Consider the following 14,714-nt stretch of genomic DNA (forward strand, 5'->3'; position numbering starts at 1 on the left):
GCGCGGGCGACGGTTACTGCACGGACACCAGCTTCTTCTCGACGTTTGACGCCACGCCCGTCTTGTCGATCGCCTGCGCCACCACCTCGTACAGGCCGCTCGGCGCGCCTGACCACGTCACGCGGTACGGCGCGGTCGTCGCCTCCCCGATCTTCGCGACGGGCGCGCCCGTCAGGGAGTACGCGTAGTACACGACGCGGTCCACGCGTCCGTCCGGGTCACTGGCGTCTGCCGTCAGCGGAATGGGCTGCCCCGCCGGGTACTCGCTCACCGGGTCGCCGGGCGGCGTGAAGTGCACGACCGGGCGCACATCGCCCGCCTGTGGGAGGCGCCACACCTCCAGCGCCGCGAACCGCTCTGCGCCCGCACCGGTGCCGGTCAGGTTCAGCGCGCCGTCGCGGACGGCGACCTCCCACGGCCCGAGCTTGTCCCAGCGGCCTGGCGTGTTCGGCGTGTAGTGCGCGACCGCGCGGCCCTCCGCGAGGACGTCTACCGCCCGGGCCCGGTCGTCCGCGAGGACGTACAGGTACACGCGGTACGTGCCGTTCGGGACGTTCACGCGCACGTCCAGCGGGCCGCGCCGCGACACCGCGCTGCGCACCAGCGCTTCCCGCCCGGGCGTCATGATAGGCGGCACGAGCGACGCGTCTGCTGCGTTCGCGCTCGCGTCGCCGTTCGTGGTGACGCCGGCGGGTGACGCGTCGTAGAACACGCCGTCCACCAGGGTGGCCGACCCGCCGAAGTTCACGGCCCGCAGCGGCTGCAGCGTCGGCCGGCTCGACGGGCCGACCACCACCGTCACGTCGTTCGACGTGGTGCTCGCCCCGTCGTTGTCCACCGCGCGGGCCGTGAGGGTCCGCGGGTACTTCGTTTCGAGCCCCACGTCCCGTTCAGTGCTGAGCACAAACGTGTACGGCGCCGTGCGGTCCGACCCGACGAGCGTGTCGCCGTCGTAGAAGTCCACGCGGTCCACGCGGCCGTCCTCGTCGTCGGCGCGCGCTTCGAGCGTCACGTGGTGGTTCGGTTCGAAGACGTTCCCGGCAGGCACGTCCCCGTTCGTTGCCGTGCGCAGCGTCACGCTCGGCGGTACGTTCGCGGCGCCGTGCGGCGTGAGCGTCAGGTAGTCCACGACGGCGTTGCGGTCCTGACCGGGGCCGCCGTGCGCGTCGTTCAAGTACGTGACCGTGAGGGTCTGCCCGGGCTGCACGTCCACCGCGCCGAAGTTCCGCATGGCGTACGAGTCATTGTCGAGCGTGGCCGTGCCGAGCGGCGTTCCGCCGCGCGACAGCGCCACGATGGGCGCGCCGTCGTACTGTTCGCCGCGCGCGCGGACGCGCACGTCGTACCGCCCCGCGCGGAGCGCGCGCGGCACCGTGAAGCGCACCTCGTCGCCCGTGCCGAGCAGCACGAGCGCCTGCCCGCCATTCGCGTCCTCATCCTGAATGACGCGCGCGCCCCTGCGGGGGTCCAGGACCTGCTGCGCCGAGAATCCGCCCACTTCGGCCTCCAACTGCGCGGCGGCGCTGCTGGTCGGCGGGGTGGGTGGCTGGCTGCAGGCGCCGAGCAGCACGCCGAGGGTCAGGGCAAGGTGAGGGACGCGCCGGCCGGGCAGGCGGCGGGAAGGGCGGTTCGGCATGCATTCACTCCTGTGACGGGGGCGAGGTTCAGGGCGCGTGCCGCGCAGGCGCGCGCTCAGGGGCAGCTCCGATGCGGGGTTTCCCCTATTCTGACGCCTGGCCAGTTGCGCACCTGTTGAGCATCCACGAGCGGCGGGCCGCCCGCGCCAGTCCGGCGCGGGCGGCCCGCCGCTCGTCCGGGCGCCTGTTACCCGAGCACTTCCACGGGCGCGAAGTGCCGGTCCTGCTGCGCGCGCAGCTGCGCGGCCAGGCGCCCCGCCGGGAGGTCCACGTCCGCGTACGTGAGCACGGTGTCCTTCGGAACGTCGCGCAGCACCCGGCACCCCTCCGCGAGGCCCATGGGCAGCAGGCGTTCCGCGCGGGTCACGTCGGCGTTCTCGCACTGCCCGTACGTCATGTACCCGCCGAGCCCGTCGATGACCTCGCCGGCCTTCAGGTCGCGTTTGGCGGTGGTGACGACGTCCACGACGGGCGCGCCGAGCGGCTGCAGGACCGCGTCGCGGAACAGCACGGCGCGCGCGGCGGACAGTGGCACCTCGAAGTGGCACAGGTGGTACGGCGTGTAGAAGCTGTACAGCGGCCCCTCGCCGAGCTTGTAGAGGTTCAGGTAGTGCTGCTGCTTCGGGTCGTCGTGTGTGGCGAACACGAACACGCCCGGGCCGGGTTTCGCGCCGACGACGTAATCGACGACGCCGCCGAGGCGGCGCAGCTCGTCCGCGTCGTACAGGGCCTTGAGGTCGTCGACGTGGCCGGGGAAGTCCAGGCCGCGCATGCCGCGCTGCGCGACGCGCATGCCGGTGCCGTTCGCGACGATGGCCTGCTCGAAGCTGATTTTCGTGCCGTCCGCGAAGCTCGTGACCATGTACGGGTTCTGGCCCCAGCGTTCCGCGAAGGCTTGTTGCGTGGTGGGCGTGCGGTACGGGTCCTGCAGGCCCTTGATGTTCCCGCACAGCACCGGCGTCAGGCCGATGCTGCGCACGAACCGGTACAGGTTCATCTGCACGCCCGGCTGGTCCCCGTCGGCAGCAGTGAAGATCACGCCCGCACGGTCCGCGAGGACCTTCAGCATGGGCCCGACGGTCGCGTCGAGTTCGGCGTTCATGGTGACCATGTGCCGCCCGTTCGCGATGGCGTCCATGGTGACGTGCGCGCCGAACTCCACGTCGCCGGTCACGTCGATCAGGCAGTCGATGCCCTGCGCGCGGCACAGCAGCAGGGCGTCCTCGGTGACGGCGGCGCGGCCCGCGCGGATGGCGTCCTCCAGCTCCTCGACGCTGCGCACCTCGCGGGCGTCCTCGACGCCCGCCTCGCGGTACGCGCGGTACGCCGTGTCGAGCGTGCGGTTCGACACGGCCACGAGGCGCATGCCGGGCACGCTGTTGATGATCTGGTTCGCCACGCCGCGGCCCATGAAGCCCGCCCCGATCATGGCGACGCGCACGGGATCCCCGGCGGCCTCGCGCGCCCGCAGCGCCGTATCCACGATGATCACGCGAGCACCCCCTCGGTGGTGCGTTCATCCGTCAGGAGCGGCCACGCGGCGTCCTTCGCGGAAATGACCGTGACGGGCAGCGGCCACTGCAGGCCGAGGCGCGGGTCGTCGTGCCGCAGGCCCCGCTCGTGCCCGGGCGTGTAGTACTCCCCGACCTGGTACACGACCTCCGCGCCGTCCGTGAGCGCCTGGTACCCGTGCGCGAACAGCTCCGGGACGTACAGCGCGCGGCGGTTCTCGGCGCTGAGTTCCACGGCGACGTGCTGCAGGTACGTGGGCGAGTCCGGGCGGAGGTCCACGATGACGTCGAGGATCGCGCCGCGCGTGCAGCGCACCAGTTTCGTCTCCGCGAACGGCGGCAACTGGAAGTGCATGCCGCGCAGCGTGCCGGCCTTGTGGTTGAAGCTGAGGTTCGCCTGCGCGACGTCCACCTTCAGGCCGTGCTCCGCGAACTCCCGGCCGCAGTACGTGCGCGCGAACCCGCCGCGTTCGTCCTCGCGGACGTCCACGTCGATGATGAACGCGCCGCGCAGGGGCGTTTCCGTGAAGATCACGCGAGGCTCCCTTCGAGCGCCTGCGGGCGCGCGGGTGCCTGGAACGGGTCCGTCCAGAAGAAGTCCTGGTCGATCTGCCCGGTGGCGATCAGGTGCTCGAGCATCTTCAGGCGCGTGTACCCGCGCGACTCGAACTCGGCGCGCGTGAGGTTGATGCGCTCGAACAGCGCGGCGAGCTGCGCGGCGCCGCGCTCCGCGTTCCACTCGCAGCGGAAGCCGGGCAGGCGCGTGTTGATCTTCTCGAACGACACGCGGTAGCTGCGGTTGTCGCTGCCGTTCTCGCCGAAGCTGAGCTGGCAGCCGGGGAACGCGCCCGCGATGATCTGCGCGATGTCGCGCACGCGGTAGTTCTGCGCGGTGTCACCCACGTTGAACACCTCGTTGTGAACCACCTCGAGTGGCGCCTGGAGGACGCACACGATGGCGCGCGCGATGTCGCTGGCGTGCACCAGTGGCCGCCACGGCGTCCCGTCGGACGTCATGCGGATCTCGCCGGTGGTGTACGCGAGGCCTGCCAGGTTGTTCAGGACGATGTCGAACCGCATGCGCGGCGACGCGCCGAACGCGGTGGCGTTGCGCAGGTAGGTGGGGGAGAAGGTGTCGTCCGCGAGTGCCCGCAGGTCGCGCTCCACGAGGACCTTGCAGTCCGCGTACGCCGTCTGCGGGTTCACGGCGCTCGTTTCGTCCACGTCGCTGCCTTCGGCGACGCCGTACACGCTGCACGACGACATGTACACGAAGCGGCGCACCCCCGCGGCCTTCGCCATGCGCGCGAGGCGCAGGCTGCCCAGGTGGTTGATGTCGTACGTGATGTTCGGCAGCAGCTGCCCGAGTGGGTCGTTCGACAGTTCCGCCATGTGCACGACGGCGTCCACGCCGCGCAGGTCGTCGGGCGTGATGTGCCGGATGTCCTTGAACTGCGTGGGCGCGCTCGCGTCCACGCCGTGGTACAGCCAGCCACCACGGTAGTAGCCGGTGTCGACGGCGCTCACGTGCATGCCGGCGCGCATCACGGCGGGCGCGACGATGCACCCGAGGTACCCTTCAGTGCCGGTGATCAGGACGTTCATGCGTACACTCCTTCGAGAGGGGGGCGAGCGGGCGTAAGGGGCGCGATGCCGGGCACGCGCGCCGCGATGACGCGGCCAATTTCCAGGCTGGACGTCGCGGCCGGGGAGGGGGCGTTGCAGACGTGCAGGGCGTTCGGGCCGTCCACGAGCAGGAAGTCGTCCACGAGTTTCCCGTCGTCCGCCATGGCCTGCGCGCGTACGCCCGCGCTGCACGGCACGATGTCGTCCGCGGTGACCTCCGGGATGAGCGCCTGGAGGCTGCGCACGAACGCCGCTTTCGACCAGGACCGCAGCATTTCCATGGCGCCTTCGCGCAGGTGCTTGCGGGCGAGCGTGTGGAAGCCGGGGTTGCGCAGGACTTCCGTGAGGTCATGGAGGTTCACGTCGGTTTTGCGGTACCCTTCGCGCTGGAACGCGAGGACGGCGTTCGGGCCGGCGTGGACGCTCCCGTCGATCATGCGCGTGAAGTGCACGCCCAGGAACGGAAAGTCCGGGTTCGGAACGGGGTAGATCAGGCCGCGCACGAGGTGCCGGCGGTCCTCGCGTAGCTCGAAGTACTCACCGCGGAATGGGACGATGCTGGCGCCCGGGTCGGTGCCGGCGAGGCGCGCGACGCGGTCGCTGTGCAGGCCCGCGCAGTTCACGAGGACGCGCGCCGTGAAGTCCCCGGCGGTCGTGCCGATGTCGTACCCGTGCGCGGTGGGTGTGAGGCGCTCCACGCGCGTGCCGAACCGCACGTCCGTGCCGCGTGCGCGCGCCAGGTCCACGAGGGTGAGGCTCACGTGCCGGTAGCTGACGATGCCGGTGGACGGCACGCGGATGCCCGCGATGGCCTGCACGTGCGGCTCGTACGCGCGGACCTCCTCGCTGGTGAGGCGCTGCACGTTCAGGCCGTTCTGCAGGCCCCGCTCGTACAAGCGCTCCAGTTGCGGCAGTTCCCGCGCGTGCGTGGCGACGATGACCTTCCCGCACTGCTCGTAGCGGATGCCGTACTCGTCGCAGAAGCGCATCATGGACTGCACGCCCGCCGCGCACAGGCGCGCTTTCAGGCTGCCGGGCGCGTAGTAGATGCCGGAGTGGAGGACGCCGGAATTGCGGCCCGTCTGGTGCCGCGCGGGGCCGTCCTCCTTTTCGAGCAGCAGGATGGACGCGTCCGGGAAGCGTTCCGCGAGGGCGTGCGCGGTGGCGAGGCCGACGATGCCGCCACCGACGATGGCGTAATCGAAGCGCACGCGCTCACCACACCTTCCAGGGAGCCTGCCGTTCCCGCCACATCTCCTCAAGGACGTGTTTGTCCCGCAGGGTGTCCATTGGTTGCCAGAACCCGGCGTGCCGGTACGCGCTGAGCTGCCCGTCGCGCGCGAGGTTACGGAGCGGCTCGGCCTCCCAGGTGGTGGTGTCCCCGTCGATGTAGTCGAGGACGTCGGGTTCCAGCACGAAGAACCCGCCGTTGATCCACGCGCCGTCCCCGTTGGGTTTTTCCTGGAAGCTGCGCACGCCGTGCCCCTCGTCGATGGCGACCGCGCCGAAACGGCCGGGGGGCTGGACGACCGTCATGGTCGCGAGTTTCCCCTCGCGGCGGTGGAAGTCGATGGTCGCGCGGATGTTCACGTTGCCGACGCCGTCGCCGTACGTGAGGCAGAACGTCTCGCCTTCGAGGTACTGCCGCGCGCGTTTCAGGCGTCCGCCGGTCATGGTGTCCTCGCCGGTGTCGACGAGCGTGACGCACCACGGCTCGGCGTGCGCGTGGTGAATGCGGGGCGTGTTGGTGCGCATGTCGAACGTCACGTCGGACATGTGCAGGAAGTAGTTCGCGAAGTACTCCTTGATCATGTACTGCTTGTAGCCGCACAGGACCACGAAGTCCGTGATGCCGTGGGACGCGTACGTCTTCATGATGTGCCACAGGATGGGCCGGCCGCCGATCTCGATCATCGGTTTCGGGCGGACGGTGCTTTCCTCGCTGATGCGCGTGCCTAAGCCTCCGGCGAAAATAACTGCTTTCATGGTCGGCACCTCGGGGGCGGGTGAGGCCGGTTGAGTCCAGACGACGAAACGACTCGCCGTTGCGGGCGGGCCTTCAGGCGCGTGGACGGGTTCCGGAAGCGGCGCGTGCGTGAGCATCACGCGGTGGCGGGTGGTCTTATAGGCAATGTAACCGTACACTCATCCGCCTGCCAGAGGGCGCGTCTGCAAAGGCCCTGAGCAACCGTCATGCATGGCGCATTTCGCCCCTGATCATCCGTTGTGCGCGGCCCTCACGACTCCAGTGGAGGCCCACCCGGCGCCGCGTGCGGGGCGTGGGCCGCGCCGCTCACGCGCGGCCTCAGAAACGTGCACGCCTGCGCCGGTTGCGGCGCGCCGAACCAGAAGCCCTGCCCCAGGTCACACCCGAGCGCCCGCAGCGCCTGCACCTGCGCTTTCGTCTCGACGCCCTTCGCGACGACGGGCACATGCAGCCCGTGCCCGAGCGCGATGATCGCCTCCGCGAGCGTCCCCGCGTGCGGCGCGCCGTCCAGCGGCGCCACGAACGCGCGGTCCATCTTCAACTGCCCGAACGGCAGCGCCTGCACCTGCGTGAGGTTCGACAGGCCCGACCCGAACCCGTCCAGCGCCACGCGCACCCCCGCCCGTACCAGCTGCTGCGCTGTGCGGAGGGCCGCGTCGGCAGCGCTCACGAGCGCCCCTTCCGGCAACTCCAGCACCAGACAGTGGGGCGGCAGGCCCGTGTCGTGCAGCAGCGCCTGTACCTGCGCCGGCAGGTCCGGGTGCTGCCACTGCCGCTCCGAGAGGTTCACGGACACGTAGACGTCCGGCTCGACCCGCCCGGTCGCGCGCCACGCCTGCAGCTGCGCGCACGCCTCGCGCAGCACCCACCGCCCGATGCGGTTGATGACGTCGTTCTCCTCCGCGACCGGCAGGAACGCCTGCGGCGCCAGCCACGACCCGTCCGCCTGCGGCCAGCGCAGGAACGCCTCGACGCCCACCACCTGCGTGGTGCCCAGATGCACGAGCGGCTGGTAGTGCAGGTGGAAGTGCGCGTGACCGAGGCGCGCTTTGAGCTGCTGGCGCGCGTGCGCCTGCCGGCGCATGTCCTCGTTGTACGTCCGGCAGCGGCCCCGTCCCGCCAGTTTCGCCTCGTACATGGCGATGTCTGCGGCGCGCAGCAGCGCCTCGGCGGTGGCGCCGTCCTCCGGGTAGAAGCTGATGCCGGCACTGAAATGCGCGTGCAGAACGTGCTCGTCGAGCGTGAAGGGCGTGGCGAGCGCGTCCATGAGCGTCTGCGCGAGCCGCTCAGCGTGCGCGGCGTCGTGCAGGTCCGGGAGGAGCAGCACGAACTCGTCCCCGGCGAAACGCGCGACGATGTCCTCAGCGCGCACCGCGTGACGCAGGCGCCCCGCGACGCCACGCAGCAGCTGATCGCCGACGCCGTGCCCGAGCGTATCGTTCACGAGCTTGAAGCGGTCCAGGTCGAGCAGCATGACCGCGAACGCCTCCCCGTGCCGCTCGGCGTGCGCGTGGGCGCGCGCGAGGTGCTCGGTGAGCAGCGCGCGGTTCGGGAGGCCTGTGAGCGGGTCGTGGAACGCGAGCGTCCGGATGTGCGCCCTGGCATCCTCCAATTCGAGAATGACGCAGCGACTGCGCAGCGCGTCCATGACGACCACCGCGAGGTCGCGCAGCAGTGCGCCTTCACGGTCACTGGACGCGCGGGGCTCAGGCGCGAGCACCGCGAGCGTCCCCAGGCACACCCCCTCGGGCGTGCAGAGCGGCGCGCCCGCGTAGAACCGCAGGTGGTCCTCGGTCACGAACGCGCTGCGGGCGGTGCGTTCGTCGAGGGTCATGTCCGGGAAGACCGTGAGCGCGCCGCGCTCGATGACGTGCGCGCACGGCAGGTCCCCGCGCTGCAGGGAGGTGCGGGGGGTGCCGTGGTGCGCTTTGAACCACCCGTGCCCGTCCGCCACCAGGTTGATGAGCACGACGGGCGCCCGCAACAGTCCCGCGGTGAGCTGCGCGAGCCGGTCGAGTTCCGCTTCCGGGGGCGTGCCGAGCACACGGAAGCGTGTGAGCGTCTCCAGGCGCGTCTGTTCCTGATGGGGCGTGGGCATGGGTCGTCCGGTTCCTTTCGGGGGCAGGACGAACGAGCAGGCCGTGAGTGGGGGAGAGGTCGTCCCTGACGGGGGTCTGACGCCCAGCATGCGCAGCGGCCCGACCGCAAAGCGCGTTTGCGTCGCAATGTAAACGCGAACTTTAAAAACCGTGGATGAGCCCTTAACAGCCCGCCGCCCTCGTGCTGGCCCGCCGCTGGTGCAGCTTCCCTGCGCCCCCGGCGGGCGTCATTCAGGACGTTTCCGCCCGTGGGCGGGTGGGCGCGCGCCCACCCGCCCCTCATGACGCGGACGAATGAGCAGCGTGCCAGCTCCCACCGTAGGCTGCGCGCGGCAGGCCGCCATGAACGACCCCTCAAGTCCTCCTGAACTTTTTGTGCGTTTGCTCCCGCGGTCGCGTGGCGTGTTCTTCACAGCCACCCGGTAGAGTGCGGCCTATGACGATTCAAGTTGGCGACCTGGCTCCGGACGTTCCTGACACCACCCCGCCGCTGGCGTTGTCCGCGTGGCGTGGGCAGTGGGTGGTGCTGTTCTTCTTCCCGCGGGCGCACGCGACGCACTGCCAGATGCAGGCGCGGCGGTTCCAGGCGCTGATGCCGGAATTCCAGGCGCTGGGCGCGAACATCGTGGGCGTGAGCAGCGACACGGGCGCGCAGCAGATGACGTTCCGGGACGTGTGCCGGGTGAGCTTCCCGCTGCTGTCCGACGCGGGGGAGCGGATCGGGGGGGTGTACGGGGTGCTGGAGGACGCGGTGGTGGAGGATGAGGAGACGCGGCGCCTGAAGCGGCAGACGTTCCTGATCGACCCGCAGGGCGTGGTGGTGGAGCACTGGACGGAGGTGGACCCGAACACGCACGCGGGCGAGGTCCTCGCGGCTCTGCGCCAGCATGAGGCCCCACTCGCCTGACCACGTGAGGCAGGCCGGGCCATCCGCCCGGCCTGCCCCGTTCACGCGAGGTTCAGACGTACTCGAGGGCCTGCGCGAGGTCCGCGATCAGGTCGTCGGCGTCCTCAATGCCGATGCTGAGGCGCACCAGGCCGTCTGTCACGCCGGCGCCCGCGCGGTGCTCGGCCTTCATGGCCGCGTGCGTCGTCGTGGCTGGATGGCACGCGAGGCTCTCCACATCGCCGAGCGACACGGCCTGCACGAACAGCTGCAGGTGATCCAGGAACCGCGCGGCCGCGCCCGCGTCCCCGCCGATGTCGATGGCCATCACGCCGCTGAACTGCGCGACCTGCGCCGCGAGGGTCGCGTGCCCCGGGTGGCTGCTCAGGCCCGGGTAGTACGTGCGTGTGACCTTCGGGTGTGCGCTCAGGTACTCCGCGACGGCAAGCGCGGCCTCGCTGTGCGCGTCCATCCGCAGCGGCAGCGTCTTGATGCCGCGCAGCAGCAGGTACGCCTCCTGCGGGCCGAGCGGCGCGCCCAGGTGCTTGAGGCCGATGGTACGAATGGGGGTGAGCAGCTCGCGCCGACCCGCGACGACGCCGGCAATCAGGTCGCCGTGGCCGCTGAGGTACTTCGTGGCGGAATGCATCACGAGGTCCACGCCGCGCTCCAGCGGCCGGAACAGGTACGGCGTCAGGAAGGTGTTGTCCGCGAGGGTGAGCGCGCCGACGCGCCGCGCGACGGCCACGACGGCGTCCGTGTCGATGACCGTCAACGTCGGGTTGGTGAGCGGCTCGAAGATGATCAGGCGCGTGTTCGGCTTGATGTTCTGCGCGAGGTCGTGCTCGTCGCGGTAGCGGGTGACGTGCATGCCGGCGCGGGGGAGGGTGTTTTGCAGGAATGCGTCGCTGCCGCCGTACAGCGGATCGATGAACGCGACCTCGTCGCCGTGGCTGAGCAGGCCGTACGCGACGCTGCTGAGCGCGGCCATGCCGCTGGCGACCGCCAGGGCGTCCTCGGCGCCTTCGAGCGCTGCGAGTTTCGCTTCGAGGGTGTGCGTGGTCGGGTTGCCCATGCGGCTGTAGAAGAACCCTGGGGTTTCACCGGCGAACCGCTGACGGCCCTGCTCGGCCGTGAAGTAGCTGAAGGTGCTGCTCTGGTAGACGGGCGTGGTGAGCGCGCCGGTTTGCGGGTCAGGGTGCTGGCCGGCGTGAACGCTGAGTGTACGGGGTTTCATGGTGAACCTTTCTGCACCCTCCAACGGGATGCTAGCAAACTGGTAAGTCAGTCAGAAAGCAGCACTGGATGTGCGCGTCCGACGCCCTGAAAGTATGCCCCGAACCCCCCACCCCCGAACAGTGAAAGGCGCCCGTAAGGGCCAGCCTGCTACAACAGGAGCAGAACCCCCGTGACCCCACCCCCCACCCCCACCCCCACCCCCGACGCGCACACCCACGCGCACGTCACGTCACGGGCCTTGCTGTTCACCCTCACCGCCATCGCCGTTGCGTTCGGCATCTCCATCCTGTTCGACCTCCAACGCGCCGACCACAACCCCTTCGACCGCGTCGCCTACCCCCTCATGCTCGCCGGCGTCGCCGCCCTCCTCGGCCTCCTCATCGCCCGCCCACGCACCCTCCCCATCGTCACCGTCACCACCGTCACCTGCAGCGGCCTGTTCTTCCTGAGCAAACTTATCTACCTCCTCAACAGCGGCAACCCGGACCTCATCAAGGACGAACTCGCCGAATCCTTCTTCTGGCTGCCCGGCGTCTACGTCCTGTCCTTCTTCGTCCCCTTCATCCGCGCCGCCCAGATCGGCAACATCATCTTCCTCGGCGGCGTCACCCTCACTGCCGCTGCCTACGCCTTCACCCACCACCGCACCCTCGACCTCGAACTCCTCAACGCCCTGATCCAACTCAGCCTCGCGAACCTCACCTTCTTCGGCCTCGCGCGCCTCTCCCACCGCCTCAGCGGCCACTACGCCCGCCTCGCCACGCACACCGAAACGCTCCAGCACCTCGCCAGCACCGACCCCCTCACCGGCCTCCCCAACCGCCTCCACCTCGAACGCGTCCTTCAGCGCGCCCTGCACCCTGACCCGCCCACCACCGACCCCGCCCCCTTCAGCGTCGTGTACATCGACCTCGACGGCTTCAAACTCATCAACGACACCCTCGGCCACGAAGCAGGCGACCACGTCCTCATCGACACCGCCAGCCGCCTCCGCAGCTGCTGCCGCGCGCACGACATCATCGCCCGCATCAGCGGCGACGAATTCGTCGCGTACCTCCCCGGCATCCACCAGGACATGGCCGAAATGGTCGCGTACCGCTTCCTCGCCGCCCTCGAACCCCCCTTCACCATCGACGGCCAGGTCACGCACCTCACCGCCAGCCTCGGCATCAGCGCCCACCCCGACCACGGCCACGACGCCGCCGCGCTGCTCCGCCACGCCGACAGCGCCATGTACCGCGTCAAAAGCGAAGGGCGCAACGGCGTCGGCGTCTACACGCCCGACAGCGGCGAACGCGAGGAGCACCACCGCCGCCTCGCCCGCGACCTGCGCGTCGCCCTCGACCGGCAGGAATTCACCCTCGCGTACCAGCCGATCGTGGACCTCCCCACCGGCCGCACCGTGAAGGTCGAGGCGCTGCTCCGCTGGACGCACCCCACGCACGGCCCCATCTCCCCAATGACGTTCATCCCGCTCGCCGAAGCGAACGGCAGCATCGTCCCGCTCGGCACCTGGGTCCTGAACGAAGCCTGCGCCAGCGCCCGCGCCTGGCAACGCGCCGGGTTCGACGTGAAAGTCTGCGTGAACGTCTCCGTGATTCAGTTCTCGCAGCCGGCCTTCGTGGCCACGGTTCTTCAGGCCCTCGCCACCCACGACCTGCCACCACACCTGCTCGAACTCGAATTGACGGAAGGCATCGTCATGAAGAACGTCGAAGGCGTCCGCGCCACCCTGGATGACCTGCGCGCTGCTGGCGTGGGCACCGCTGTGGATGATTTTGGCACCGGGTACAGCAGCCTGGCGTACCTGAGGGACCTGCCGATCGACACGCTGAAGATCGACCGGTCCTTTATCAAGGACCTCGTGACTGACGAAGGCCCGTCGACGCCCGCCATGACGCTCGTGGAAGCCATCATTCGCGTGGCGGACGTGTTCGGCATGACGGTGGTCGCTGAGGGCATCGAAACTGAGGCGCAGCGTGATGCGCTGCGGGCGCTCGGCGTGGGTTGCGGGCAGGGATATCATTTCGCCCGCCCTCTGCCTCTGGAGGGACTGCTGGCGTCATTGAAGCTGGACCAGCCTGCAGATTCAACACCCTGAGTTGGCGTGGATGCTCAAGCGAGAAAAGGCGCCTCTTGTAAATCAAGAATTTTATACGAAGACGTATGATGTCAGCCTGCAACCTTTCCACTGAATCTTTTTGGCGCTCAGCAACTGCCCAAGCAGTTGCTTCCGAGCCTCGCACCCCGAAAACAGCCACTCCACAATGTCGCCATCAATTGCTCCAGCTTTGTGGGCCTTATCGACCTCATAAGCTGACCTGCCAGTACCCGGGCACAAGCTGAGAGCCTACGCAACTGAGGTTGCCTTGAGTGAGAGCGGACTGATTCCGTTTTTCTAAGGCGTGGCTGGATCAGAGCGGAAAGCCTTGCACGCACGTTTTTCTTCTGACGGCATATTCTTCTTAGGTCGTTTAAGTATGTTTTTCTGTATGCCTTGCCAAGAGGCGGCAAATGCCGAGGCCTACCCGTATATGGGTAAGAGGAGCTAAGTTACCCCTGGTCAATATGTTGTTAGGCAAATTACTTTAAGCTAAAACTGCCCCGTACAGTTCAGCACTACCCGGTCGCAATATCGAAACCAGAAATTCCACTAATCATAGTTAGTGCTAAACACTCTCTAGTTCCGCAGTACACCCAAACTCAAGCCACGCCGAAGGCCTTCAGGTGCCTTCTTCGACTTTGCGCCGGTAAGGCTCCGTGAGTTGCAGCGTCACCAGCCCCAACTCCTGCCGTACCCGTTCCGCATTTCCAGTCAAGAGGTACAACCGCAGGCCCGCATAATGCCTGAGCGCCCGCCACGCCCGGTAAGACACGTTTGCCGCTTTACATAATCGGTACAACTGCGACCGCAACGCCGTTGGCCCCTCGATGTCAAAAACGCGCGCTTCACTCGTGAACAGGTCACCCACGCCCTGCGTCCGCGCGTACGCCCGTAACGCCTCCAGCAGCTCCTCGCTCGCGTGAACAGCGCGGCCATGCACGATCAGCTCTCCACGCTGCAACTGAATCTGAGACCAGTGCACGCTCAGCACCTCACTGGTCGTCAGCCCCCCGTGCGCGCCGAGCAGCACGAGGGCCCGCTGCTCGGTGGTTCCGTGAGCGAGCAGTCGCGTCAGCTCGTCGTTCGTGTAGTACTCCCGCGCCGCACCAGGCTGAACGGTGGGCCGCTCCAGCGCACTGAACGGGTCGAGGTTCCGGGGCACCAGCCCGAGCTTCCGCAGCACGCGGTACAACGCGCGCGCCTGCGACAAACGCGTCGTAAGGGTACTCGGTTTCCCCGCGTACCGGGCGTGCAGATGCGCGAGGTACGCCCCGCCCATTGCCTCACCGGGACGCAACAGCGCATGCCCCTGCGTTTGCGCCCAGCCGATAAACTCCTTCACGCCGCTCCGGTAGTTCCGTTGCGTCGCGGACCCCTCCACCCCAGGGAGGTACGGCGCCAGGTGGGGCCACACCTCATCAAGATCGAACGCCTCCAGCGCCTGCCGGAACTCGACCAGCGTCTCACTTGATAATGCTGCTTCCGTCCCCATTGATCGCATTCTACGGGCATGAGCAGGAACTGCTGAACTGTCGCGCGGCACTTTCTGTCTTGTGGCTCGCGCTGGAGCAGAGGCCTTTAAGCCACCAGTGATATTGAAGGGGTTGTTTCAGCGCTAAGCAGCC

11 protein-coding genes are annotated in these 14,714 nt (G+C 68.7%); 2 read left to right on the forward strand and 9 right to left on the reverse strand.

The genetic code is table 11. The features are described 5' to 3' along the window. Positions 1-13 precede the first annotated feature (13 nt). The 7 genes from DEIMA_RS00825 to DEIMA_RS00855 form a co-directional block, all read right to left on the reverse strand. Complete coding sequence (locus DEIMA_RS00825) at positions 14-1,636, reverse strand: carbohydrate-binding domain-containing protein (protein ID WP_013555331.1); 1,623 nt, start codon at positions 1,634-1,636, stop codon at positions 14-16. A gap of 188 nt (positions 1,637-1,824) precedes the next feature. Continuing rightward, entirely contained in the window at positions 1,825-3,129 is a 1,305-nt protein-coding gene (locus DEIMA_RS00830) for an NAD(P)H-dependent oxidoreductase (RefSeq protein WP_013555332.1), read from the reverse strand. Continuing rightward, positions 3,126-3,683 (reverse strand): dTDP-4-dehydrorhamnose 3,5-epimerase, encoded by a 558-nt coding sequence (rfbC, locus tag DEIMA_RS00835; protein ID WP_013555333.1) that lies wholly within the window; start codon positions 3,681-3,683, stop codon positions 3,126-3,128. Before rfbC ends, DEIMA_RS00830 begins: the two co-directional genes overlap by 4 nt. After that, positions 3,680-4,753 carry an NAD-dependent epimerase/dehydratase family protein gene (locus DEIMA_RS00840; RefSeq protein ID WP_013555334.1) on the reverse strand — a complete coding sequence of 358 codons (1,074 nt, stop codon included), beginning with the start codon at positions 4,751-4,753 and terminating at the stop codon, positions 3,680-3,682. Before DEIMA_RS00840 ends, rfbC begins: the two co-directional genes overlap by 4 nt. Beyond that, complete coding sequence (gene lhgO / locus DEIMA_RS00845) at positions 4,750-5,985, reverse strand: L-2-hydroxyglutarate oxidase (RefSeq protein WP_013555335.1); 1,236 nt, start codon at positions 5,983-5,985, stop codon at positions 4,750-4,752. Before lhgO ends, DEIMA_RS00840 begins: the two co-directional genes overlap by 4 nt. A gap of 4 nt (positions 5,986-5,989) precedes the next feature. Continuing rightward, complete coding sequence (rfbF, locus tag DEIMA_RS00850) at positions 5,990-6,760, reverse strand: glucose-1-phosphate cytidylyltransferase (protein WP_043816327.1); 771 nt, start codon at positions 6,758-6,760, stop codon at positions 5,990-5,992. Positions 6,761-7,011: 251 nt separating this feature from the next. Beyond that, positions 7,012-8,859: a putative bifunctional diguanylate cyclase/phosphodiesterase gene (locus DEIMA_RS00855; RefSeq protein WP_013555337.1), complete on the reverse strand. Its 1,848-nt coding sequence runs from the start codon at positions 8,857-8,859 to the stop codon at positions 7,012-7,014. A gap of 437 nt (positions 8,860-9,296) precedes the next feature. On the opposite strand from DEIMA_RS00855, the gene DEIMA_RS00860 reads away from it, so the two are divergent. After that, positions 9,297-9,767 carry a peroxiredoxin gene (locus tag DEIMA_RS00860; protein WP_013555338.1) on the forward strand — a complete coding sequence of 157 codons (471 nt, stop codon included), beginning with the start codon at positions 9,297-9,299 and terminating at the stop codon, positions 9,765-9,767. A 52-nt stretch (positions 9,768-9,819) separates the two neighbouring features. Here the strand turns inward: DEIMA_RS00860 and DEIMA_RS00865 are convergent, their stop codons facing one another. Next, entirely contained in the window at positions 9,820-10,983 is a 1,164-nt protein-coding gene (locus tag DEIMA_RS00865) for a trans-sulfuration enzyme family protein (RefSeq protein ID WP_013555339.1), read from the reverse strand. Between the two features lie 171 nt (positions 10,984-11,154). On the opposite strand from DEIMA_RS00865, the gene DEIMA_RS00870 reads away from it, so the two are divergent. Beyond that, positions 11,155-13,086: a putative bifunctional diguanylate cyclase/phosphodiesterase gene (locus DEIMA_RS00870; protein ID WP_013555340.1), complete on the forward strand. Its 1,932-nt coding sequence runs from the start codon at positions 11,155-11,157 to the stop codon at positions 13,084-13,086. 622 nt (positions 13,087-13,708) lie between these two features. Here the strand turns inward: DEIMA_RS00870 and DEIMA_RS00875 are convergent. Beyond that, on the reverse strand, positions 13,709-14,581 hold the full coding sequence (locus DEIMA_RS00875; RefSeq protein ID WP_013555341.1) for a tyrosine-type recombinase/integrase: 873 nt from the start codon (positions 14,579-14,581) through the stop codon (positions 13,709-13,711). Positions 14,582-14,714: the final 133 nt, after the last annotated feature.

Origin of the sequence: Deinococcus maricopensis DSM 21211 (assembly GCF_000186385.1) — a bacterium.
GTDB classification, from domain to species: Bacteria; Deinococcota; Deinococci; order Deinococcales; family Deinococcaceae; genus Deinococcus_B; species Deinococcus_B maricopensis.

What these genes read in the sequence shown, in the direction of transcription:
- DEIMA_RS00865 (WP_013555339.1), bottom strand. Translation starts at nt 10,983, where the DNA reads ATGAAACCCCGTACACTCAGCGTTCACGCCGGCCAGCACCCTGACCCG.
- DEIMA_RS00860 (WP_013555338.1), top strand. Translation starts at nt 9,297, where the DNA reads ATGACGATTCAAGTTGGCGACCTGGCTCCGGACGTTCCTGACACCACC.
- DEIMA_RS00855 (WP_013555337.1), bottom strand. Translation starts at nt 8,859, where the DNA reads ATGCCCACGCCCCATCAGGAACAGACGCGCCTGGAGACGCTCACACGC.
- rfbF (WP_043816327.1), bottom strand. Translation starts at nt 6,760, where the DNA reads ATGAAAGCAGTTATTTTCGCCGGAGGCTTAGGCACGCGCATCAGCGAG.
- DEIMA_RS00825 (WP_013555331.1), bottom strand. Translation starts at nt 1,636, where the DNA reads ATGCCGAACCGCCCTTCCCGCCGCCTGCCCGGCCGGCGCGTCCCTCAC.
- DEIMA_RS00840 (WP_013555334.1), bottom strand. Translation starts at nt 4,753, where the DNA reads ATGAACGTCCTGATCACCGGCACTGAAGGGTACCTCGGGTGCATCGTC.
- DEIMA_RS00875 (WP_013555341.1), bottom strand. Translation starts at nt 14,581, where the DNA reads ATGGGGACGGAAGCAGCATTATCAAGTGAGACGCTGGTCGAGTTCCGG.